The following is a 24,008-nucleotide window of genomic DNA, read 5'->3' on the forward strand; positions in this document are numbered from 1 at the left end:
ATAAATATCATATCTAACTGATAATGGTGGTTATTTTTATAATCACCTTTGCTTTTACCTGTTTAAGGTAAATTTTATCTTATTGTTTCTTTTTATCTGTTTTTTATTCTATTTTTTAGCAGTAATTCTTCCTTGTGACTACCGAAGTCCCCTTTACTGGCGATTTGTTATCCTTATTTTAACGATGTTGTCTCGCAACCGTTTACTTATCTAAGTTGATAGCGTTTTTTACGTCAGTGGGTCACTATTTATTTCGTAAAGCATAAAAATAAGAGAAAAAAAGCGGTTTGGGTAGACAATCAGGAAGACCATCATTAAAATGCGCCCAATTTGCCAAAAATTGGCCTTACAGGTAGTTTTTGCATTGATTTAGTGACTCAAATCTGAATTAATATGCAAATAACGTGATTGTTTATTCCTTGGAGGGTGTTTTGATTAAGTCAGCGCTATTGGTTCTGGAAGACGGAACCCAATTCCACGGTCGGGTCATTGGGGCAGAAGGGTCGGCAGTGGGGGAAGTGGTCTTCAATACGTCGATGACCGGTTATCAAGAAATCCTTACTGATCCTTCCTATTCCCGCCAGATTGTCACTCTCACTTATCCCCATATCGGTAATGTCGGCGCCAATGCCAACGATGAAGAATCCCCCTCTGTACAGGCTCAAGGTCTGGTTATTCGCGATTTACCTCTGATTGCCAGCAACTACCGTAGTGAAGAAAGCCTGTCTGAATACCTCAAACGCAACAACATCGTCGCCATTGCTGATATCGATACCCGTAAACTGACCCGTCTGCTGCGTGAGAAAGGCGCACAGAATGGCTGCATCATCGCGGGCGATGCGCCGGATGCTGCCGTCGCGCTGGAGAAAGCGAAAGCCTTCCCGGGGCTGAAGGGCATGGATCTGGCAAAAGAAGTGACGACGGCAGAAAGCTACAGCTGGCTACAGGGAAGCTGGACGCTGGAAGGCGAATTGCCTGCGGCGAAAAACGAAAGCGAACTGCCTTACCACGTTGTGGCTTATGACTACGGTGTGAAACGCAACATTCTGCGTATGCTGGTGGATCGCGGCTGCCGCCTGACGGTTGTTCCGGCGCAGACACCTGCCGAAGAGGTGCTGAAGCTGAATCCAGACGGTATTTTCCTCTCTAACGGCCCGGGCGACCCGGAACCGTGCGACTACGCGATTCGCGCGATCAAAACCTTCCTGGAAACGGATATTCCGGTATTCGGTATCTGTCTGGGTCACCAACTGCTGGCACTGGCGAGCGGTGCCAAGACCATCAAAATGAAGCTGGGTCACCACGGTGGCAACCATCCGGTCAAAGATCTGGATAACAACTGTGTGATGATTACCGCGCAGAACCACGGCTTTGCGGTTGATGAAAATAATCTGCCTGCCACGCTGCGCGTCACGCATAAATCCCTGTTTGACCATACGGTTCAGGGGATTCACCGCACGGATAAGCCCGCGTTCAGCTTCCAGGGTCACCCGGAAGCGAGTCCAGGCCCGCACGATGCCGCGCCGCTGTTCGACCACTTTATTGACTTGATTCAGACTTACCGTTCTTCAGCTAAATAATCAGGAGCGAGAAAATGCCAAAACGTACAGATATTAAAAGCATCCTGATTCTGGGCGCAGGCCCGATTGTTATCGGCCAGGCGTGTGAGTTCGACTACTCGGGTGCACAGGCGTGTAAAGCGCTGCGTGAAGAGGGTTACCGCGTTATTCTGGTGAACTCCAACCCGGCAACCATCATGACCGACCCGGAAATGGCCGATGCGACCTACATCGAGCCGATTCACTGGGAAGTGGTGCGCAAGATCATTGAAAAAGAGCGTCCAGATGCGGTGCTGCCAACGATGGGTGGCCAGACTGCGCTGAACTGTGCGCTGGAGCTGGAACGTCAGGGCGTGCTGGCCGAATTCGGCGTTACCATGATTGGTGCAACGGCGGATGCGATTGATAAAGCAGAAGATCGCCGCCGCTTCGACGTAGCAATGAAGAAGATCGGTCTGGATACCGCGCGTTCCGGTATTGCACACAATATGGAAGAAGCGCTGGCGGTTGCGGCTGACGTCGGCTTCCCGTGCATCATCCGTCCTTCCTTTACGATGGGCGGTACCGGTGGCGGTATCGCTTACAACCGTGAAGAGTTCGAAGAGATCTGTGAGCGCGGTCTGGATCTGTCTCCAACCAAAGAGCTGCTGATCGATGAATCGCTGATCGGTTGGAAAGAGTATGAGATGGAAGTGGTGCGTGATAAGAACGACAACTGCATCATCGTCTGCTCCATCGAAAACTTCGATGCCATGGGGATCCACACCGGAGACTCCATCACCGTTGCACCGGCACAAACGCTGACGGATAAAGAGTATCAAATCATGCGTAACGCCTCGATGGCGGTACTGCGTGAAATCGGCGTAGAAACGGGCGGTTCTAACGTTCAGTTCTCGGTAAACCCGAAAACCGGCCGTCTGATTGTTATCGAAATGAACCCGCGTGTATCACGTTCTTCCGCGCTGGCCTCTAAAGCGACGGGCTTCCCGATTGCAAAAATCGCGGCCAAGTTGGCTGTAGGTTACACGCTCGATGAGCTGATGAATGACATCACTGGTGGCCGTACGCCAGCGTCCTTCGAGCCTGCTATCGACTACGTTGTCACTAAGATTCCACGTTTTAACTTCGAGAAATTCGCGGGTGCCAACGACCGTCTGACCACGCAGATGAAATCTGTGGGTGAAGTGATGGCGATTGGTCGCACGCAGCAGGAATCCTTGCAGAAAGCGCTGCGTGGCCTGGAAGTGGGCGCAACGGGCTTCGATCCGAAAGTGGATTTAGATGACCCTGAAGCGCTGACCAAAATTCGCCGCGAGCTGAAAGATGCCGGTGCCGAGCGTATCTGGTACATCGCCGATGCCTTCCGCGCGGGGATGTCTGTCGATGGCGTGTTTAACCTGACCAACGTTGACCGCTGGTTCCTGGTGCAGATTGAAGAGCTGGTGCGTCTGGAAGAGCAGGTCGCTGAAAAAGGTGCAACCGCGCTGGATGCCGAATTCCTGCGTACGCTGAAGCGTAAAGGCTTTGCTGATGCGCGTCTGGCGAAACTGGCTGGTGTGGCGGAAAGCGAAATTCGCAAGCTGCGCGATAAGTTCGACCTGCATCCCGTCTATAAACGCGTCGATACCTGTGCGGCAGAATTTGCGACCGATACAGCGTACATGTACTCCACGTACGAAGAAGAGTGTGAAGCCAACCCGACTCAGGATCGTGACAAAATCATGGTACTGGGCGGTGGGCCGAACCGTATTGGTCAAGGGATCGAATTTGACTACTGCTGCGTCCACGCTTCACTGGCGCTGCGTGAAGATGGTTATGAAACCATCATGGTCAACTGTAACCCGGAAACCGTTTCAACAGACTACGATACGTCCGACCGTCTGTACTTCGAGCCGGTAACGTTTGAAGACGTGCTGGAAATTGTCCGCATCGAGAAGCCAAAAGGCGTTATCGTGCAGTACGGTGGCCAGACGCCGCTGAAACTGGCGCGTGCGCTGGAAGCAGCGGGTGTGCCAGTGATTGGCACCAGCCCGGACGCGATTGACCGTGCAGAAGACCGCGAGCGCTTCCAACAGGCTGTGAATCGTCTGGGGCTGAAGCAACCGGCTAACGCTACGGTCGCGACCATTGAGCAGGCGGTAGAAAAAGCGCGTGGCATCGGCTACCCGCTGGTTGTCCGTCCTTCTTATGTTCTGGGCGGCCGCGCGATGGAAATCGTGTACGACGAAATCGACCTGCGTCGCTACTTCCAAAACGCGGTTAGCGTGTCCAACGATGCGCCGGTGCTGTTAGACCGCTTCCTTGACGATGCCATCGAAGTCGACGTTGATGCGATTTGTGACGGCGAGCGTGTGCTGATTGGCGGCATTATGGAGCACATCGAGCAGGCGGGCGTTCACTCCGGTGACTCGGCTTGTTCACTGCCGGCTTATACGCTGAGCAAAGAGATTCAGGACGTGATGCGTCAGCAGGTTGAGAAACTGGCGTTTGAACTCTGCGTTCGCGGCCTGATGAACGTGCAGTTTGCGGTGAAGGATAACGAAGTTTATCTGATTGAAGTGAACCCACGTGCGGCGCGTACCGTACCGTTTGTCTCGAAAGCGACGGGCGTTCCGTTGGCGAAAGTAGCGGCACGCGTGATGGCAGGCAAAACGCTGGCTGAGCAGGGCGTCACAAAAGAAATTATCCCGCCGTACTACTCCGTAAAAGAAGTGGTGCTGCCGTTCAACAAATTCCCTGGCGTTGACCCGATTCTGGGGCCAGAAATGCGTTCAACCGGTGAAGTGATGGGCGTGGGCCGCACGTTTGCTGAAGCGTTTGCTAAAGCGATGCTGGGCAGTAACTCGCACATGAAGAAAACCGGACGTGCGTTGCTGTCAGTGCGTGAAGGTGACAAAGCTCGCGTGGTGGATCTGGCTGCCAAGCTGTTGAAGTACGGCTTTGAGCTGGATGCGACGCACGGCACGGCGATTGAGCTGGGCGAAGCGGGTATTAACCCGCGTCTGGTGAACAAGGTGCATGAAGGTCGTCCGCATATTCAGGACCGCATCAAGAACGGCGAGTACACTTACATCGTCAACACCACCGCAGGGCGTCAGGCGATTGAAGATTCCAAGCTGATTCGCCGCAGCGCGCTGCAGTACAAGGTGCACTACGACACGACGCTGAACGGCGGTTTCGCTACGGCCATGTCGTTGACGGCAGATCCGACGGAGAAGGTGACTTCCGTGCAGGAAATGCATGCGATGATTAAAGGCTGATTGACCGACTTCGGTAGGCAGTAAGCGGATAATAAAAGCCAGCGTTGGTAACAGCGCTGGCTTTTTTCATGGGCGCGTTTTGAGTGTTAGCCTAGCGCGACTTTGATACCTAACGCGATCAACACCGTTCCCAGCAGCTTATCGACCAATTTCTGCACTTTAGCCAATCCACGGCGTACCGGTTCGCTTTGGAAAAGTACCACCAACAGCGGCCACCAGACGAGAGAAAGCAGCCAGATAATCATGGCGTACCACAGTTTTTCACCGAGGCCTGAGTGAATGTTCAGAACCTGAGTAAACATTGCCAGAAAGAAGAGTGTGGCTTTCGGATTCAGCAGGTTGCAGAGATAGCCTTGCAGGAACGCTTTTTTCAGGCTGACGCTTTGCTGTGTCAGGTTTGATACGTCCATTTTGCTTCCGCCGCGCGCGAATAGCGCTTGAATACCGATCCAGATCAGATAGGCGGCACCCGCATATTTCAGTACATTAAACAGCCAAGGCGTGGTGGTGATGACGACGGCTAGCCCGGCGACGCAGTACGCCATGTGAGTTGCTACGCCGCAGATGACGCCAAAGGCGGTCATCATTGCAGCAGCACGCGGATAGCGCGCCGCATTCCTGATAACGAGGAAAAAGTCGGGGCCGGGAGAGAGCATCCCCAGCGTGGCGATGGTCGCGACAAACAGTGATGTTTCTAACATGGTCATCCAGATGAGTGAAATAGTGAGAACGTCTGAAATGATAGCGCCAGAATAATGAATTCGCATCACACTTATTGGTTATTCGGCGGCGATATGTTAACAATTGTCCTTTAATTTTTTGTGGTTAATTTCAGGGGCGGGTTGAGATAACAACATGGTCAGTGAACGTGAGAACTGTGAACCATTCAGTAGTGAAAAACAATGTAGTGCCGAAAAACAGATGGGGGAAGCACCACTGCAGCGGGAAATAACCCGATTGTGCATCCAGTGTGCGCTGTTGCTGTTACAGCATGGTGCGGAAAGTATGGTCGTAGAGCAGTTGTCGTCACGGCTAGGTATGGCACTCGGCGCTGATAGCGTTGAAAGCTCCATCTCAGCAAATTCGATTGTGCTGACCACCATCATGCAAGGGCATTGCCTGACGTCGACGCGGAAGAATGTGGATCGCGGCATTAATATGCACGTCGTCATTGAGGTTCAGCATGCGGTCATCATGGCCGAGCATAAGCTGCTGGATGTGGCAGGGGTGGAAAAACGTCTGGGAAATATCAAACCGCTGCGCTATCCGCGCTGGCTGATGGTTTCCGTTGTGGCGCTCTCCTGCGGCTGCTTCAGCCGTTTGAACGGCGGCGGGTGGGATGCGTTTATCGTCACGCTGATTGCCAGCGGTCTGGCGATGTACGTCCGACAGGTCTTTACGGCGCGACACCTGAATCCGTTGATCAACTTCTGCATTACAGCATTTGTCGCGACGTCGGCATCAGGGCTGTTGATGCGTTTGCCTGCTTTTGAACAAACCTCAACGGTCGCGATGGCGGCGAGCGTGCTGCTGCTGGTTCCCGGCTTTCCGTTGATTAACGCCGTGGCGGATATGTTTAAAGGGCACGTGAATACCGGTTTGGCACGTTGGACGGTCGCGAGTTTACTGACGCTGGCAACCTGTATTGGTGTGGTGATGGCGATGTCGCTGTGGGGGTTACGCGGATGGGCTTAAGTTTACTGTGGGCACTCTTGCAGGATATGGTGCTGGCGGCGGTCCCTGCGTTGGGATTTGCGATGGTCTTCAATGTGCCGCTGAAAGTGCTGCCTTACTGCGCGCTGCTGGGCGGTGCTGGGCATGGCGTACGGTTTCTGGCGATACATTTCGGCATGAATATCGAGTGGGCGTCGTTTCTGGCGGCGATTCTGATCGGCATCATCGGTATTCGCTGGTCACGCTGGCTGCTGGCGCATCCGAAAGTCTTTACCGTAGCGGCGGTGATCCCGATGTTTCCCGGTATTTCTGCCTATACCGCGATGATTTCGGTGGTGGAGATTTCGCATCTTGGCTACAGCGAAGCGCTGATGAGCGTCATGATGACTAATTTCCTGAAGGCCAGTTTTATCGTCGGCGCGCTCTCTATCGGCCTGTCTTTACCGGGGATCTGGCTCTACCGTAAACGGCCGGGAGTATAAAACTCTTATATTACGTTTCGGTCTTGTATCTATATCGACGAGCGAAAGGGCTTTCCGTATAGTGTCAGCAATTTTCTGACCTACAGGGTTTTTTCACCATGGTTATTAGTTTGATTGCTGCACTGGCAGTGGATCGCGTGATTGGTATGGAAAACGCGATGCCGTGGCATTTGCCAGCCGATCTGGCATGGTTTAAGCGTAATACGCTTAATAAGCCGATTATTATGGGGCGTAATACTTTCCGTTCTATCGGTCAGCCGCTGCCCGGCCGACTGAACATTGTCGTCAGCAATCATCCCGGTGATGACGATCGTGTGACCTGGGTCTCTTCGCTGGACGCTGCGCTGGCGGCGGCGGGCGATGTCGAGGAAGTGATGGTGATTGGCGGCGGCAGTATCTATCAACAAATGCTGGCGCAGGCTAATCGCCTCTATCTGACGCACATTGATGCCGAAGTGGAAGGCGACACGCATTTCCCTGACTATGAGCCGGATGAGTGGCAGTCTGTTTTCAGCGAATTCCATGATGCTGACGAGCGTAACTCACACAGTTACTGCTTCGAAATTCTGGAACGCCGCTAAGCGCCTTCCTGCGATAACGTTCTGTCGATGACTCGCTAGACCCGCCTTGTTGCGGGTTTTTTCGTTTTCTTACCCGATGTTTACTTCCCCCGCCTGACAGCTTTCCCAAATGGCGTGTCTCAGCCAGCGATGCGCAGGATCGCTCTCGCGTCGCGTATGCCACACCTGCTGGAAGGCAAAATTAGGTATCGCGAACGGAGGCGAAAAAATGTGCAAATCTGGCGTAGTGATGTGGGCCATGCTGCGCCGTGCGGCAGTTAAAATCAGGTCAGTACCGGCAATGAGATTGATGGCGGCGTGCCAGTGGGGCAGCGTAAGCACGACATTGCGTGACAGGCCGCTTGCAGCAAGCGCGCTGTCCACTTCATTGGCTGAATCGGGATGCATGGTGACCAGAACATGTGGGCGTTCCAGCCATGCCTCAAACGATAGCGTACCGTTTTCCGGCAGCGTGGCGCGGTCGGCCAGACAGGCAAACTGTTCTTCAAAGAGAAGCTCGGCGTGTACTTCAGACGGGCGTTCAGGAAATACGCCGAGGCCTAAATCGATTTCTCCATCAATCAACTGTGCCAGCATCATTTCACGGCCGGCATGACTGACGGCCAGCGAAACGCCGGGAGCCTGCACGCGTAGATGCCGCATGAGCGTTGGCAAAACGGCATTCGTACCGTAATCAGAAAGCGCCAAACGGAAATGTCGCGTGCTATGGCGCGGATCGAACTGTGGAGCCTGTATGAGGCCATTTAGTTGATCAAGCGCGAGTTCCAGCGGGCCGAGTAGCGCCTGTGCACGGGTCGTCAGCGTCAGACCGACTTCACGCCGGACTAACAGCGGATCGTTAAAAATCTGGCGAAGCTGTGCTAGTGAATGGCTGACGGCAGGCTGGCTGCGGTGCAGACGCAGTGCCGCCCGCGTGACGTGTTTTTCCGTCAACAGCGCATGAAGCGTTAGCAGCAGATTCATATCGATACGACGTAAATCATCCATTCTGTGAATGTCTTCCGTATGAATTACGAATTTCCATCAGTTTAATGGATGATGGAGTATTGGAACATCCCAATTACGTTGTGAACTTATATTGTGAATCAGGGGGCTCCATGTCGTTATTCTCTTCTTTTTCTCTCTCATTATTGCTGCCGCTGGGTATTGCGGTATTCGCCGGGAGCATTGTGCCTTTTCAGGCCGCCAGTAATGCGATGCTGGGGCGCTCGTTAGGCCATCCACTTTGGGCAACGCTGGTCTCACTGCTGGTCAGCATCTGCGTGCTGTTGCCGATTCTGTTTGCTGCTCGGGTGCCCACGCCAGCACTGGGTAATGCCTTGCAGGGGCCGTGGTGGATCTGGCTGGGCGGCGTGGCGGGTGTGGCCTATATCACCGCCGCCTTGTTGCTGACGCCAAAGCTCGGAGCCTCAGGTTTTATTGTCTGCGTGATTGTTGGGCAGGTTGTGGCATCGTTGATCATCGATCATTTTGGTTTGATGGGATTGGCGGTGAAGCCTGCGACGCTGGGGCGAATCGCGGGTGTCGCGTTAATCGTGATGGGGATGCTGGTGGTGCAATATTCCGCGGCTTCTCAACCGCTGACAAAATCCACCGCGGCAACCCACCAGCAGCCACAGTGAGAGATGACTTCTCCATTTTTTAACGGAAAGGGGTCACATTTCCGTCATCTATCATCGCTAGTATAAAAACGAGTAGCGGCTTCCGTCGTTCAATTGAGATGTCGTTAAGCCGCTGTATTTGATAGATAGGAGACAGTAAGCATGACGAATAGAAACCGTAATCTGAATACTGACCGCCTGAGCGATCCACGTCGACGTGAATTGCCGTCAGGCGGCGTAGAAGCCGTCGGCCTTTCCGGGTTTCTTGGCGGTGGCATCTGGTCGATTCCCGCCGAGGCGTTGGCCGTACCGTCATCCAAAAAGGCTCAGTCTGAGACGACTTTCCCCTTTCTATGACTCTGGCACGGTTGGCGATGGAGCAACGGCTTTCGAGCCTTTACTCACCCGATAAGGGCACGCTATCGCCAGAAAGCTCGGTATTTGATGACGTGTTTGATAAAAGTGACGGTTGCGTGAAATAGCGCTTATCGTCCCAACGCAGCATAGTCAGTTCTCCCCCCCAACAGCACCCGGTATCCAGTGCGTAAATGTTTTCCGGCGTGCCTTTCCCTTCCAGCGAGGCCCAATGGCCGAACGCAATAGCGTATTCCCCGGTAACCTGGCTCGACAGCTCAAACCACGGTTTTAGCAGAGACGGTGCCTGACCCGGCGGTTCTTTGCAGAGCATATCCAACTGCCCGCCAGAGAAGCAGTAGCGCATACGGGTAAAGACATTGGTGCTAAAGCGTAGACGGGCCAGACCGCTGAGCTCTGGGATCCAGTGGTTCGGCATATCGCCATACATGGCATCGAGGAAAAGCGGGTAGCTGTCGCTGCTCAGGATCGACTCGACTTCGCGTGCGCACATGAGCGCCGTCGGCAGATCCCACTGCGGTGTGATGCCCGCGTGCGCCATCACCAGCTTCAGCTCTTCATCAACCTGCAAGATCGGCTGGCGACGTAGCCAGTTGATGAGCTCGTCTGCATCGGGCGCGGTAAGGAGTTCGTTGAGCCGATCTTTCGGCTTGTTGCGGCTGATTCCCGCATAAACGGCCAGCAGGTGCAGATCGTGATTGCCAAGCACCATGCGCACAGAGGAACCGAGGGAGCGAACAAAGCGTAGAACCTGGAGGGAATCCGGCCCGCGTGCGACTAAATCGCCAGTTAGCCAGAGCGTATCTTGCTCTGGATTAAAGGAAACTTGCGCCAATAGCGCATTAAGTTCCACGAAACAGCCGTGAACATCGCCAACTAAATAGGTAGACATAATTAATGTATCAGTGAAGGAATAGCCAGACGGAAAACGGGGATGGAAACCTGAAACGCTTTACCCTGATGGTCAACCATATGGTAGTGGCCTTCCATCGTGCCGAGAGGCGTTTCGATGACGGCACCGCTGGTATAGTGGAATTCGCCGCCGGGCTGGATAATCGGCTGTTCGCCGACGACACCTTCACCCTGAACCTCTGTCTGGCGACCGTTACCGTTGGTGATCAGCCAATAACGTCCCAAAAGCTGGACTTCATGACGCCCCAGATTGCGAACCGTAATCGTGTAAGCAAACACGAAACGTTCTTCATCAGGCTCCGACTGTGATTCCACGTAGAAGCTCTGAACCTGTACACAAACACGGGGCGCATTAATCATGATGAACTCCAGTTATTCCTGTTTTGCAGGATGCTCGCTCAACCAGTTCGCCAATCGGCAATATTGTTCAACGGTCACATTCTCTGCGCGGCTGGAGACATCAATTCCCAGCTCGGTGAGAATTTCCGGGGTGAACAGGTTGCCCAGACTGTTACGCAGTGTCTTACGGCGCTGGTTAAACGCTTCCGTCGTGATGCGGCTCAGCACGCGAATGTCGCTGACCGGGTAGGGGATCTCGGCATGAGGAACGAGTCGCACTACGGCGGAGTCAACTTTAGGCGCGGGCTTGAATGCCTCTGGTGGTACTTCAAGCACTGGGATTATCTGACAATAATACTGTGCCATGACGCTCAGGCGTCCGAAGGCTTTACTGTTCGGCCCTGCCACCAGGCGGTTAACCACCTCTTTCTGCAACATAAAGTGCATGTCGCGGATAGATTGAGTATAGGTGAACAAGTGGAACATCAGCGGTGTGGAAATATTATACGGCAGGTTGCCGAAAACACGCAGCGGTTGCCCAGCCTGTTCAGCGAGCGCGGCGAAATCGATCGTCATGGCATCTTGCTGAATAATCGTCAGCTTGTCTTTCAGCGTCGGATGCGTTTCCAGGCGCGCTGCCAGATCCCTATCCAGCTCGATAACGGTAAAACGATCCATCCGTTCGCCAACGGGTGCGGTCAACGCGCCGAGGCCGGGACCGATCTCAACGATCGCTTGACCCGGTTGAGGATGAATCGCCGAAACGATGCTATCGATCACGAAGTGATCGTTTAAAAAGTTTTGCCCAAAACGTTTACGGGCGAAGTGACCTTGGTGTACGCGATTATTCATTACTGTGTTTTATCATTTTAATGGCAAGATTTAATGCCGTGATGAAGCTGCCGGGGTCGGCGCTGCCGGTTGCGGCCAGCTCAAGCGCTGTACCGTGATCGACCGACGTACGAATAAAAGCTAACCCCAGCGTGATATTAACGGCGCGCCCGAAGCCCTGATATTTCAGAACCGGGAGCCCTTGATCGTGATACATCGCCAAAACGGCGTCAGCGTGTTGCAGATACTTTGGCTGGAAAAGTGTGTCGGCAGGCAACGGCCCAACCAGCGTGATACCCTGCTGCCGGAGTTCGTCCAGCGCCGGGTTAATCACATCCAGCTCTTCACGGCCCATATGGCCGCCTTCACCGGCATGAGGATTTAGCCCACACACATAGATTTGCGGTTGAGCGATGCCGAATTTTTTCTGCAAATCATGATGCAAAATCGTGATGACTTCGTGCAGACTCTGGCGGGTAATCGCCGCAGAAACGGCTGCAAGCGGAAGATGCGTGGTCGCTAAGGCAACGCGCAGTTCTTCTGTTGCCAGCATCATGACGACACGGTCACAGCGGCTGCGATCGGCGAAAAACTCAGTGTGTCCGCTGAAGGGAACGCCGGCATCGTTGATAATGCCTTTATGCACCGGGCCGGTAATCAGCGCGGCGAATTCACCGTTCAGGCAGCCATCGCAAGCACGCGCCAACGTTTCAACGACATAAGCGCTGTTAGCGACATTTAATTGGCCTGGAATGATGGTTGCCGGTGCGGCGATCGGCAGAATGGTCAGGCTACCCGCCTGTTGTGGCTGTGCGGGCTGGCCGGGTTGATAGTCACGCAGCGTCAGCGGCATAGACAGCTGCAATGCGCGACTGAGTAACAGGTCAGGATCCGCACAGATCACGAGCTCTACAGGCCAAGCCTGCTGAGCCAGAGCAATCACCAGATCGGGGCCAATCCCGGCGGGTTCGCCGGGGGTGATCACAACGCGTGGCGTATTGCTCTCAGTCTGCATTAGTTACTGGCACCATTAATCACTTTGACATAGGCCGCTGCACGCTGTTCCTGCATCCAGGTTTGCGCTTCTTCAGCGAATTTACGATTAAAGATCATACGGTACGCTTGCTCTTTTTGCGCCGCGTCGGTTTTATCAACTTGACGGGTGTCTAGCAACTGAATCAGGTGCCAGCCAAAAGAGGAATGAACAGGCTGACTGATTTCACCTTTCTTCAGTTTCAACAACGCATCGCGGAAGGCCGGATCGTACATATCTGGAGAAGCCCAGCCAAGGTCGCCGCCCTGATTCGCTGAACCAGGATCCTGAGAGAGCAGTTTGGCTTGTGAGGCGAAATCGGTGCTGCCGTTTTTGATCTGCTGTGCCACTTCGGCCAGCTTGGCTTGCGCCTGGCTGTCCGTCATGACGACAGACGGTTTAATCAGAATATGGCGAGCATGCGTTTCGGTTACCGATACGCTTTTGTTACCGCCGCGAATATCGTTCACTTTCAGAATATGGAAACCCACACCAGAACGGATCGGGCCAACGACCTGACCTTTCTGCGCCTGTGTTAAGCGTTCAGCAAACAGCGTTGGGATCTCTTGCAACTTGCCCCAGCCCATTTGGCCGCCTTTCAGCGCCTGAGGGTCTGCAGAATAGGTAATGGCCAACTTGCCAAAATCCGCGCCTTCATTGATTTGTTTCACCAGCGACGTTGCCAGGTTTTCCGCTTCATCAACCTGCTGCTGAGTCGGGTTTTCCGGTAATGGGATCAGAATATGGCTCAGATTCAGCTCATCGTTTTCACCGGTCTGGGTGGCGATTTGCTTAGCCAGCGTATCGACTTCCTGTGGCAGCACGGTAATGCGACGGCGGACTTCGTTGTTACGCACTTCCGAAATCAGCATCTCTTTGCGAATCTGGTTACGGTAGGTGTTGTAGTTCAGACCTTCATAAGCCAACTGGCTTTTTAACTGGTCCAGAGACATCTTGTTCTGAGCGGCAATATTGGTAATCGCCTGATTCAACTGCTCATCCGTCACCTGGATACCCATCTTCTGCGCCATTTGCAGGATGATGTTATCCATGATCAGGCGATCGGTAATCTGATGACGCAGCGTGGCGTCATCCGGTAACTGTTGCCCGGCCTGCTGGGCGTTCAGTTTTACCGACTGCAAAAGACTGTTTACATCACTTTCCAACACGACGCTGTTGTCGACCACTGCTGCGACTTTATCAACCGCCTGTGGTGCTGCGAACGCGGTAGAGGCACTCAGTGCCAATCCGAGAATAAGCGTTCTCCAGTTCTTCATACCTTTCCCATTATTTCATCCGCAAGGCGGGTTAAAAGTTCCAACGTTTTAGTGAGACAGCCTGTTTGCCACATCTATACACGTCATACTTCAAGTTGCATGTGCGTTGGCTTCGTTCACTCACCCGAATCACTTACTTGAGTAAGCTCATCGGGATTCCTTCCCTTGCCGCCTTCCTGAAACTCGAATTATTTAGTGTATAAGCACACCATATTGCATCAGAATGCGCGCTGGTAAGGCAAAATACCTGAACGCAGCATTTTGTCGGAACCCAGACTGTAATTGCTGCTTAAACCACGTAATTCGATATTAAATGACACTTTGTTGTCGTATTCGCTGCTGCGGCTGGCGCTGTTCCAGTCGGTAATTTTACGTTCATAACCAACGCTCACGGCCCAACAACAGGTATTGTACTGCAACCCAATCAGCTGATTTGCTGGCTGATTAGCCTTGGTGTCGTAATAATAAGCCCCAACCACCGCCCAACGTTCGACGATCGGCCAGCTTGCGGTGATACCGACCTGCGAAATACCTTGCTGGAAGCCAGGGTTCGTAACGTTAGGGATCATGTCACGAATATATTCTGGGCTGGCGTAACGGTAGTTCAACTGCACCAGACGTTCCGCATCACGACGGTATTCTAACACGGCATCGCCCAGCGCGACTTCGTTCAGGCGATTGTCATATTGCAGACCACCGCGAACCTCCCACCTGTCATCGATTCTCAGGAAGGAGTCACCTGCCCATACCTGGCTGCCGTTGTTCTCACTTCTATCGAACGACGTGGTGCGGTCGCCAGTGCGTTGGCGATCGAAGTAATAAATTTGACCAATGGAAGCGTTAAAACGTTCAACCAACGCATCATCATAAATACGCGTGGTGACACCGGTCACAAGCTGATTCGCGGATGCGATGCGGTCCAGGCCGCTGTAGCTGCGATCGCGGAACAGACCTGAATAGTCGGTCTGCATCAGCGTGGAGTCATAGGTATGAATACTGCTCTGATCGCGATAAGGGACGTACAAGTACTGCGCACGTGGTTCCAGCGTCTGGGTATAAGCCTGCGACCAGTCCATTTCGCGTTCAAAGACCATCTTGCCATCGACTTTATATTGCGGCATCACCCGATTCACCGAATCTTTCAGTGCATCTTTTGTACCTTGATCAATGTTTGGCGTTGAGGAAGAACGATAGCGATCGAGATTGTCCTGCTGATAGTGCGTCGCCAATAGCTTGGCTTCAGTATTCAGGCTTGCCCAGCGGTTTGCCAGTGGCAGATTCAACGTTGGCTCAACGTGCAGGCGAGTCGCTTCCGGTCGATTGTCGTTGACGTTAGTAAATTTTACCGCCTGACCATAAAGGTGCATATCAATCGGGCCGATATCATTCTGGTAATAATTGATATCAAGCTGCGGTTCAGCACGGTAGACATCACGGCTGGTCGCATTGGAAAAGACCTGGAACTGTTTGGTAGACAGCGTAGTGTCCCAGTTTTGGTTCGCATAGCCTGCGCTGAGTTTTTGCGTGACATACCCATCGGTGGTCGAGCCGTAATGCGAGTCCAGATCGGTGAAGTAGCGGTCGTCGCTGACTTTCGTGTAATCGGCATTAAAACGCCACACCTGATCCATCACGCCGCTATGACCCCAGTGGAACAGCCAGCGGGTATCGTTACTATCTTGCGGGGAGACTTTGGCGTATTCATTGTCGCTGGGCAGCCAGTCGAACTGAATGACACCAAGGCCCGGTGTGGTCAGGTAGCGAAATTCGTTCTGCCACTGCATACCACGTTTAGTTTGCAGATGCGGTGTGATCGTGGCGTCAAAATTAGGGGCAATATTCCAGTAATAGGGCGTCAGCAGTTCGAAGCCATTGCTGCTACCATATTTCGCATTGGGGATCAGGAAGCCAGAGCGTCGTTTATCGCCGATAGGAAGCTGTAAATACGGGCTATAGAACACAGGTACACCAGCAATCTTGAAACGTGCGTTCCAGATTTCAGCAACCTGCTCTTCTCTGTCTTGAATCACTTCCGAACCGACGACACTCCAGCTATTATCTCCCGGCAGGCAGGAAGTGAAGGAGCCGTTTTCCAGAATGGTGTAGCGATTGCTGTCACGCATTTTCATTTTGTCGGCGGAACCACGCCCTTGACGGCCCACCATCTGATAGTCGCCTTCATAGACGTCGGTATCTTTGGTGTTCAGGTTGGCCCAGGCTTTAGGGCCTTTCAGGATAACCTGATTGTCGTCGTAGTGGACATTTCCCGTCGCAGTAATGGTACGCGTAGGCGTGCTACTCTGCGTTGTCGGATCCAGCTGGTTCAGCTCCACCTGTTCGGCGGTCATGACGCTGTTGCCCTGCTGGATGTTAACATTGCCGATGAATTTGGCGTTGTCGGGATAGTTGGCTTCGGTTTTGTCGGCCTGAATATTGACCGGCAGCTGATTAGGATCGCCTGTTACCAGCGGTCTGTTGTACGTCGGTACACCCAGCATGCACTGTTGAGCGAGATCGGCCAGCGCGTGCTGGCTGTAAAGCGCCGACCAAACCAGAGTGGCCAGCAGAGTTGGGAAACTTTTTTTCATACGTAGTATCAGGTGTTCCGTCATCAGGGGCATCATGCCGGCAAGCGGTCAGAGACTATATCACTCGTTAGCGTTGCGCCAGTGTTAAATCCCCACCGCCTATACGCACCGCCGTTAGGTGCAAAGATAAATGACAGGTATGATAAAGCAATTTTTGGCTGACGGCATGAGGATTTGAGGAGTATATGCGGTATTGGGGAAAGTTGCTGGGGTTGGCGCTGGGAATCGTCTCAAGCGCTGGCATCTGGGGAATGATCATGGGCTTACTGATGGGGCATTGGATTGACAAAGCTCGGGCATCGCGTCGCCGTGATTATTTCTCCGCCCAGTCTACCCGTCAGTCATTGTTCTTTCTCACGACCTTTCAGGCCATGGGGCACCTGACCAAATCCAAAGGCCGGGTGACGGAAGCTGATATCAAGATCGCAACCAAAATGATGGATCGCCTTGAGCTATTTGGTGAGGCCAGAACCGCCGCTCAACGGGCTTTCCGCGAAGGAAAGACTAGCCATTTCCCTCTGCGAATAAAATTACGCAAGCTACGTGATGCCTGTCTGGGACGTTTTGATTTAATTAAGATGTTTCTGGAAATTCAGCTTCAGGTCGCGTTTGTTGATGGCGTTTTGCATCCAAATGAACGACGCGTGTTGTATGTGATTGCCGATGAGCTGGGTGTGACGCGTGAGCAGTTTGAGTTCTTTCTGCGCAATATGGAAAGTAGCACGGGGCAACAGTCGCGGCAGAATCAGTCACGCCAGAACGGTAAATCGTATCAACGACGCAGTAACGGCCACTCCAGCGGGGGTTACTCCAACGGACACTCTTATGGCGGCCAACGCCCAGTTTCACCGCCGCGTGGGCCAACGGTCGAAAGTGCCTGTCGTACGCTAGGCGTGCGCAGCAGCGATGACGCTGTGACGATTAAGCGTGCCTACCGCAAACTCATGAGCGAGCATCATCCCGATAAGCTGGTCGCCAAGAAGCTTTCGCCGAGGATGATGGAGATGGCCAAGCGCAAAGCGCAGGATATTCAGGCCGCCTATGAACTGCTGAAAAGCGCGAATCAGACAAAATAATCCGCATCCTTCCTCTTCTTACTCCTTCCCCGTTTTACCGTTCCAGCAAACACCGATTTGCAAATACTGTCGGCGTATCTGCCTCAAAAATCCGCTTCGCAACGAAAGTGCATTGGGGTATTGAATTCAGGGTGGGTAATAGCCAGTTCTTGTGCGTGCAGTAAAAGGCGGGGGGCAAGTGCTTTGGCATCGGGATGCGCATAAAAGCCATCGCCGAGGATAGGGTGACCTAGCGCGAGCAGGTGAACACGCAGTTGGTGGGAGCGACCGGTAATCGGCATCAGCTTGACGCGTGTTGTACCGTCAGCGTCACGTGAAAGTACCTGATACTCCGTCTGCGCTGCTTTTCCTGTTTCAAAGCAGACTTTCTGTTTCGGGCGGTTCGGCCAGTCGCAGATCAGTGGCAGGTCGATGACGCCTTCATCCTGTGCCATATGTCCCCAGACACGGGCAAGGTAGGATTTCTTGGGTTCACGCTCGCGAAACTGACGCTTTAATTCGCGTTCGGCGGCTTTCGTGAGTGCGACGGCAATCACGCCGCTGGTTGCCATATCCAGACGGTGCACGGATTCTGCGGTCGGATAGTCAGCCTGAATACGGCTCATGACGCTGTCTTTATGTTCTGGCGCACGGCCGGGAACCGACAGCAGACCGCTGGGTTTATTCACCACCATGATGTGCTGATCCTGATACAGAATATGCAACCAGGGATCGGTAGGCGGATTATAGGGTTCCATCGGAGCACCTTTCAGGCAACGTATAATGTGTGATATTAGGGAGAACACGGGGATGAGGTTCCCGCAGGGAGACCTCGCCCCGTGGTAGGCCCGTGTATCTCGATTTTGCAAACAACATGTCTTTATGGCTGCGGTATAGCACGATGCCGATACCGCAGTCAGCAACGCTTACTGATGCGTTACCACAACCAGACGGATCGCATCCAGACGCCAGTTGGCTTCATGCAGGTTGCTCAGCACCTGCTCGCGCTGGTTTTCCAGTGCAGTCAGCTCATCTTCACGAATGTTAGGGTTGACGGCTTTCAACGCTTCCAGACGTTCCAGCTCGCGGCGCAATTGCAGGTCAGCCTGCTCCTGAGCTTCGGCGATGAGCTGGCGCGCCTGCGTTTCCACCAGCGCTTCCGCCTGTTGCAGCATGGCGTGAACATCAGGCTGTACGGCATTCACCAGCTTGCTGGACGTATGGCGGTTTACCGCATTGAGCTGGCGGTTGAAGCTTTCAAACTCAACCTGTGCCGCCAGATTGGTGCCTTTACGGTCCATCAGCAGGCGAACCGGCGTAGGCGGCAGGAAGCGGGTCAGTTGCAGGTGTTTCGGTGCCTGTGCTTCCACCACGTAAACCAATTCTGCCAGCAGCGTGCCGACCGGCAGCGCTTTATTTTTCAGCAGCGACACTGCGCAACTGCCGGTATCGCCGGACAGCACCAGATCGAGTCCGTTACGGATCAGCGGGTGTTCCCAACTGATAAACTGTGCATCTTCGCGAGAGAGCGCCTGATCGCGATCGAAGGTGATCGTACAGCCGTCCTGCGGCAGGCCCGGGAAGTCTGGCACCAGCATATGATCGGATGGCGTCAGGATGATCAGGTTATCGCTGCGATCTTCCTGATTGATGCCAACAATATCGAACAGGTTCAGGGCGAATGTCACCAGATTGACGTCATTATCCTGCTCGGCAATGGCCTGCGCTAGCAGCTGAGCCTGTTCGCCACCGTTAGAATGCATTTCCAACAGGCGATCGCGGCCTTGTTCAAGCTGTTGTTTCAGGCTGTCGTGCTGTTGACGGCAAACATGGATAAACTCATCCAGTCCCTGCTGTTCACCAACGGTCGTCAGTCGCTCGATCAGCTGCGTGTGGTGCGCATCATAGATGGTACGGCCTGTCGGGCAGGTGTGCTCAAATGCGTCCAGCCCTTCGTGATACCAGCGCACCAGCAACGCCTGTGCGGTGCTTTCCAGATAGGGCACCATAATCTGAATTTCTTTGGCCTGTCCGATACGGTCCAGACGACCAATACGCTGTTCCAGCAGGTCGGGGTTGAACGGCAGATCGAACATCACTAAATGGCTGGCGAACTGGAAGTTACGGCCTTCGGAACCAATCTCTGAACAGATCAGCACCTGTGCGCCTTCTTCTTCAGAAGCAAAATAGGCGGCGGCGCGGTCACGCTCCAGAATCGACAGCCCTTCATGGAAGACGGCGGCGCGGATCGCTTCACGCGTGCGCAGCACTTGCTCCAGCTGTAGCGCGGTGGCGGCCTGTGCACAGATCACCAGCACTTTTTCATCACGATGTGCAGTCAGGTAGTTCAGTAACCATTCCACGCGCGGATCGAAGTTCCACCACGTGGCATCGTCCCCTTCGAGCTGCTGATAAATTTGTTCCGGGTACAGCATGTCGCGGGCGCGGACTTCCAGCGCCTTATTCGCGTTCATAATGCCGGACACTTTAATCGCCGTTTGGTACTGTGCCGGCAGCGGTAGCCGGATTTGATGCAGGATACGCTGCGGGAAGCCTTTAACCCCCTGACGCGTGTTACGGAACAGCACACGGCTGGTACCGTGGCGATCCATCAGCATGGTGATCAGTTCCTGACGCGCTTTCTGATTGTCATCGCTGTCGCTGTTGATGGCTTTCAGCAACGGTTCGATATCCTGTTCGCCCAGCAGATCGCTCAGCGCATTCAGTTCAGCCGTTTGGGCTTTTTCGCCCGCTAACAGCAGCGTGACGGCATCGGCAACCGGGCGGTACTGCTGCTGTTCGGCAACGAATTCCTGGTAGTCGTGGAAACGGTTGGGATCGAGTAGGCGTAAGCGTGCAAAGTGGCTCTGTTGGCCGAGCTGTTCCGGCGTCGCGGTTAAGAGCAGAACGGCCGGCGTGGCGCGTGCCAGCGTTTCAATGGCCTGATATTCCGGGCTAGGGCTTTCTTCGCTCCAGACCAGATGGTGGGCTTCATCCACCACCAGCAGATCCCAGTCGGCGTTGACGAGCTGCGCAAAGCGCTGGGCGCTGCGTTGCACAAATCCCAGTGAGCAGATCACCAGCTGTTCGGTTTCAAACGGATTGCTACTGTCCAGCTTGGCTTCGGCATAGCGCTCGTCGTCAAACAGTGAGAACAGCAGGTTAAAGCGGCGCAGCATTTCGACCAGCCACTGATGTTGCAGAGTTTCCGGCACGACAATCAGCACGCGACTGGCACGACCTGCCAGCAACTGCTGGTGGATGATCATCCCCGCTTCAATGGTTTTCCCCAGACCGACTTCGTCCGCCAGCAAAACGCGCGGTGCGTGGCGTTGGCCGACTTCATGGGCGATATGCAACTGATGGGGGATAAGGCTGGCACGCATGCCGCGCAATCCGACCTGCTGCTGTAGCGCCTGTTCGTTCTGATGCTTGCGGGCGCGGTAGCGCAGCGCAAAGCGATCCATACGATCGATCTGCCCGGCAAACAGGCGATCTTGCGGTTTGTTGAACGTCAGTTTGCTGTCGAGGAAGACTTCACGCAGTTCCGCCGACGTTTCATCGTCCAGGCGTTGGCCGCAATACACCAGCAACCCTTTTTCTTCTCGCACGTCATCAACTTTGAGCTGCCAGCCTTCATGGCTGGTGACGGTGTCGCCAGGATTAAACATCACGCGGGTGATGGGGGCGTCGCTGCGGGAATAAAGTCGGTTTTCACCGCTGGCAGGGAAAAGCAGCGTAATCATACGCGTATCGACGGCAACAACCGTTCCCAGTCCAAGTTCGCTTTCCGTATCGCTGATCCAGCGCTGACCAAGTGTAAAAGGCATAAATTCTTAGCTCGATGTTCGTCTGTGTCGGAGGAATGTCTGATTACATTATCGGGTGCCGATAATGCTGCTGATGCAAATTCAGAAAGGGCGTTATGGTAATGGATGACGGTGCGTTCGTCACCCCTCAAACTTGCTATGGCGCGAATTAACCCCTGTCATTTAAAAACATGAATATCTGCCATTTAAAACAAGCCCATCTGACCTGTTACCAGTGTAGCAAAATCGTCGTGCAGGAAAGGCAGAATGGCATCTGCGACGGGTTGGAGCTGGCGTTCTACATAGAACTGGTAGTCCAGCGGAGAATGCCGGGTTTCCAGCGGTTCAGGGCCGTTGACGGTCATCACATAGCTGATCCAGCCGCCGTTTTGGTATTGCAGCGGTCGTCCTTGCTGGCGGTTATAGTCATCAGCGATTTTCGCGGCTCTGGCGTGAGGCGGCACGTTGCGTTGGTAATCATCAAGCCGGCGGCGCAGCCGTTTACGGTAGATCAGCAGATCGTCAAAATCCCCATTCAGGGTATGATCGACATAATCCCGCAGCCAGTCCTGATAAGGCTGTTGCTGAAAAATCAGCAGATAGAGCTGCTGTTGAAACTGCTGCGCCAGCGGTGTCCAGTCGGTGCGTACGGTTTCCAGCCCTTTGAACACCATCTTTTCGCCTTGTGGCGTGTCGATCATGCCGGCGTAGCGCTTTTTGCTGCCTTGTTCCGCGCCGCGAATCGTTGGCATCAGGAAGCGGCGAAAATGCGTTTCAAACTCCAGTTCCAGCGCGCTGCTCAACTGCTGAGTGTCTTGCAGGTGCTGTATCCACCATTGGTTAACGTGCTGCACCAGCGCATTGCCAATCTTTGCGGCCTCTTCTTCGCTATGTGCGTGCTTCAGCCAGACAAAGGTGGAGTCGGTATCACCATAAATCACCTGATAGCCCTGTTCCTCGATCAGTTCGCGCGTTTTGCGCATGATTTCATGGCCGCGTAGGGTGATGGAGGAGGCGAGACGCGGATCGAAGAAACGGCAGCCTGTCGCGCCCAGCACACCGTAAAAGGCATTCATGATGATCTTTAGCGCCTGCGACAGTGGCTTGTTATTAGTACGCTTCGCCGCTTCACGTCCTTGCCAGATTTGTTCAACAATCGCCGGCAGGCAGTGCTGTTCGCGGGAGAACCATGCCCCGCGAAAGCCGGGGACTGCGTGCTGAGCGTCTGGATTTTGTGTTCCTACCGCTAGCCCAACCGGGTCGATCAGGAACGTACGGATAATGGAAGGGTAGAGGCTCTTATAATCTAGTACGAGCACCGAATCATACAGGCCGGGACGTGAATCCATCACAAATCCGCCGGGGCTGGCTTCAAGTGCGACGTCACCCAGATTCGGGGCGACGTAACCCATGCGATGCATGCGCGGTAAATAAAGGTGGGAAAATGCCGCAACGGAACCGCCGCTGCGGTCGGCCGCCAGACCGGTGACGCTGGCGCGTTCTAGCAAGAAAGGCAGCAGCTCGGTTTTGTCGAAAATACGCGTAACCAATTCGCAGTCTTGCAGATTATAGCGAGCGAGTGCGGGCTTATCTTCGGCAAAACGGCGGTCAATTTCATCCATCCGCTGATAGGGCGTGTCGATGGCTTTGCCTTCCCCCAGCAGCGACTGCGCGACAAACTCCAGACTAAACGAGGCAAAATTCCATGTCGCGGATTTGAGCGCTTCAATGCCGTCGATAATCAAACGGCCAGTGGCGCTGGCAAAAAAATGCCCCTGTTTAAAGCCGTGCTCCCGCCATTCTAACGCCTGACCGTTGCGCCCAAGCTTGAGCGGAATGTTGTAGCGCTCGGCATGTTTCTGCAAGACGCGCAGGTCAAACTGCACCAGATTCCAGCCGATGATGGCATCAGGATCGTGCTGTTGCATCCAGATGTTCAGTTTTTCCAGCAGTAGCGGACGGCTGGCGACATACTCCAGCGTAAAATCTTCGTGCTCGGCGGGCGTGCCGTTTGGTGGGCCGAGCATGTAAACCTGACGCTGCCCGCAGCCTTCCAGCCCGATGCAGTAAAGCTCGCCGTGGCGGGTGGTCTCGATATCCAACGACACCAGCTTGAGCATCGGGCGGTAATCAGGATTGGGTTTCATGCGGGCGTCCGTCAGCAGGCTATCTGAAACGGCGTTGCCGCTAAACCACACGGGTGCGGTGATAAAGCGTTCCATCAAAAAGCGTTCCGTCGGGCGAATATCTGCTTCGTAGACCTGAACGCCGCCTTCACGCAGCAATTTCTCCAGCCGCAGCAGCTGTCGGTATTGCGGGCAATACAGCCCCAGCAGCGGCTGATGGTGGAAATCCTGCATGGCGAGCGGTTTTAACTGCCAGCGTTTCTCCTGCTGTAAAAGCGTTCTGGCACGGGCTTCCTGCTGTGCAGGAATAAAGGCAACGGCCTGCTGTACTGGCAGACGTGCGAGCAGCGGGCCCTCATCGGTGGCCAGCCAGAATTCAACCTGTGTGCCAGCTGGTGTGTCATTCCAGTGGCGGGTCAGTAGAAACCCCTGACGAACCTGAGTCACTAAGCGGCCTTTTATAGCGAGCGGGATAAGGAAGGATGGTAGGGATAAGTATGGTTATT

The 24,008-nt window shown here is 53.9% G+C and carries 19 protein-coding genes; 8 read left to right on the forward strand and 11 right to left on the reverse strand.

What is annotated here, in order from left to right; all coding sequences use genetic code 11:
• Positions 1–431: 431 nt before the first annotated feature.
• Together carA and carB are read left to right on the forward strand one after the other, a co-directional pair.
• Entirely contained in the window at positions 432–1,580 is a 1,149-nt protein-coding gene (gene carA, locus Q3A88_RS03220; protein ID WP_410522754.1) for a glutamine-hydrolyzing carbamoyl-phosphate synthase small subunit, read from the forward strand.
• Positions 1,581–1,594: 14 nt separating this feature from the next.
• Positions 1,595–4,819 (forward strand): carbamoyl-phosphate synthase large subunit, encoded by a 3,225-nt coding sequence (carB, locus tag Q3A88_RS03225; RefSeq protein WP_014916699.1) that lies wholly within the window; start codon positions 1,595–1,597, stop codon positions 4,817–4,819.
• Positions 4,820–4,905: 86 nt separating this feature from the next.
• Here the strand turns inward: carB and Q3A88_RS03230 are convergent, their stop codons facing one another.
• The gene (locus Q3A88_RS03230; protein WP_014916698.1) at positions 4,906–5,520 is read right to left on the reverse strand and encodes a LysE family transporter; all 615 of its coding nucleotides are present in this window, start codon (positions 5,518–5,520) and stop codon (positions 4,906–4,908) included.
• A 220-nt stretch (positions 5,521–5,740) separates the two neighbouring features.
• Between Q3A88_RS03230 and Q3A88_RS03235 the strand changes: the two genes are divergently transcribed.
• The 3 genes from Q3A88_RS03235 to folA all read left to right on the forward strand — a co-directional run bounded on the left by Q3A88_RS03235 (position 5,741) and on the right by folA (position 7,556).
• On the forward strand, positions 5,741–6,514 hold the full coding sequence (locus Q3A88_RS03235) for a threonine/serine exporter ThrE family protein (protein ID WP_317177452.1): 774 nt from the start codon (positions 5,741–5,743) through the stop codon (positions 6,512–6,514).
• Positions 6,505–6,975: a threonine/serine exporter gene (locus Q3A88_RS03240; RefSeq protein WP_180785308.1), complete on the forward strand. Its 471-nt coding sequence runs from the start codon at positions 6,505–6,507 to the stop codon at positions 6,973–6,975. The genes Q3A88_RS03235 and Q3A88_RS03240 overlap by 10 nt, the downstream gene beginning before the upstream one ends.
• 98 nt (positions 6,976–7,073) lie before the next feature.
• Positions 7,074–7,556, forward strand: coding sequence for a type 3 dihydrofolate reductase (gene folA, locus Q3A88_RS03245; protein WP_010299774.1), 483 nt, complete (start codon positions 7,074–7,076; stop codon positions 7,554–7,556).
• Positions 7,557–7,625: 69 nt separating this feature from the next.
• Here folA and Q3A88_RS03250 read toward each other — a convergent pair whose 3' ends face one another.
• Complete coding sequence (locus Q3A88_RS03250; protein ID WP_317177400.1) at positions 7,626–8,543, reverse strand: LysR family transcriptional regulator; 918 nt, start codon at positions 8,541–8,543, stop codon at positions 7,626–7,628.
• Positions 8,544–8,653: 110 nt separating this feature from the next.
• Between Q3A88_RS03250 and Q3A88_RS03255 the strand changes: the two genes are divergently transcribed.
• Together Q3A88_RS03255 and Q3A88_RS03260 are read left to right on the forward strand one after the other, a co-directional pair.
• Positions 8,654–9,178 (forward strand): DMT family transporter, encoded by a 525-nt coding sequence (locus Q3A88_RS03255; RefSeq protein ID WP_039278221.1) that lies wholly within the window; start codon positions 8,654–8,656, stop codon positions 9,176–9,178.
• A 141-nt stretch (positions 9,179–9,319) separates the two neighbouring features.
• Positions 9,320–9,514, forward strand: coding sequence for a hypothetical protein (locus tag Q3A88_RS03260; protein WP_039521616.1), 195 nt, complete (start codon positions 9,320–9,322; stop codon positions 9,512–9,514).
• A 40-nt stretch (positions 9,515–9,554) separates the two neighbouring features.
• On the opposite strand, the gene apaH is transcribed toward Q3A88_RS03260, so the two are convergent.
• The 6 genes from apaH to lptD all read right to left on the reverse strand — a co-directional run bounded on the left by apaH (position 9,555) and on the right by lptD (position 16,512).
• A complete protein-coding gene (gene apaH, locus Q3A88_RS03265) occupies positions 9,555–10,424 on the reverse strand; it encodes a bis(5'-nucleosyl)-tetraphosphatase (symmetrical) ApaH (RefSeq protein WP_317177401.1) in 870 nt (289 codons plus the stop codon).
• A gap of 2 nt (positions 10,425–10,426) precedes the next feature.
• Positions 10,427–10,804: a Co2+/Mg2+ efflux protein ApaG gene (apaG, locus tag Q3A88_RS03270; protein ID WP_010299764.1), complete on the reverse strand. Its 378-nt coding sequence runs from the start codon at positions 10,802–10,804 to the stop codon at positions 10,427–10,429.
• 12 nt (positions 10,805–10,816) lie between these two features.
• Entirely contained in the window at positions 10,817–11,635 is an 819-nt protein-coding gene (gene rsmA / locus Q3A88_RS03275) for a 16S rRNA (adenine(1518)-N(6)/adenine(1519)-N(6))-dimethyltransferase RsmA (protein WP_014916690.1), read from the reverse strand.
• Entirely contained in the window at positions 11,628–12,629 is a 1,002-nt protein-coding gene (gene pdxA, locus Q3A88_RS03280) for a 4-hydroxythreonine-4-phosphate dehydrogenase PdxA (protein ID WP_317177402.1), read from the reverse strand. The genes rsmA and pdxA overlap by 8 nt, the downstream gene beginning before the upstream one ends.
• The gene (surA, locus tag Q3A88_RS03285; RefSeq protein WP_110162382.1) at positions 12,629–13,924 is read right to left on the reverse strand and encodes a peptidylprolyl isomerase SurA; all 1,296 of its coding nucleotides are present in this window, start codon (positions 13,922–13,924) and stop codon (positions 12,629–12,631) included. The genes pdxA and surA overlap by 1 nt, the downstream gene beginning before the upstream one ends.
• Before the next feature lie 218 nt (positions 13,925–14,142).
• Entirely contained in the window at positions 14,143–16,512 is a 2,370-nt protein-coding gene (lptD, locus tag Q3A88_RS03290) for an LPS assembly protein LptD (protein ID WP_317177403.1), read from the reverse strand.
• 185 nt (positions 16,513–16,697) lie between these two features.
• On the opposite strand from lptD, the gene djlA reads away from it, so the two are divergent.
• A complete protein-coding gene (gene djlA / locus Q3A88_RS03295; protein WP_317177404.1) occupies positions 16,698–17,588 on the forward strand; it encodes a co-chaperone DjlA in 891 nt (296 codons plus the stop codon).
• 83 nt (positions 17,589–17,671) lie between these two features.
• On the opposite strand, the gene rluA is transcribed toward djlA, so the two are convergent.
• The 3 genes from rluA to Q3A88_RS03310 form a co-directional block, all read right to left on the reverse strand.
• Positions 17,672–18,325 carry a bifunctional tRNA pseudouridine(32) synthase/23S rRNA pseudouridine(746) synthase RluA gene (gene rluA / locus Q3A88_RS03300; RefSeq protein ID WP_014916685.1) on the reverse strand — a complete coding sequence of 218 codons (654 nt, stop codon included), beginning with the start codon at positions 18,323–18,325 and terminating at the stop codon, positions 17,672–17,674.
• Between the two features lie 168 nt (positions 18,326–18,493).
• Positions 18,494–21,397 carry an RNA polymerase-associated protein RapA gene (gene rapA / locus Q3A88_RS03305; RefSeq protein ID WP_039283501.1) on the reverse strand — a complete coding sequence of 968 codons (2,904 nt, stop codon included), beginning with the start codon at positions 21,395–21,397 and terminating at the stop codon, positions 18,494–18,496.
• Positions 21,398–21,582: 185 nt separating this feature from the next.
• Positions 21,583–23,949 (reverse strand): DNA polymerase II, encoded by a 2,367-nt coding sequence (locus Q3A88_RS03310; RefSeq protein WP_110162383.1) that lies wholly within the window; start codon positions 23,947–23,949, stop codon positions 21,583–21,585.
• Between the last annotated feature and the right edge of the window lie 59 nt (positions 23,950–24,008).

Source organism: Pectobacterium sp. HCp5_1, from assembly GCF_032905925.1.
GTDB lineage: Bacteria > Pseudomonadota > Gammaproteobacteria > Enterobacterales > Enterobacteriaceae > Pectobacterium > Pectobacterium brasiliense_A.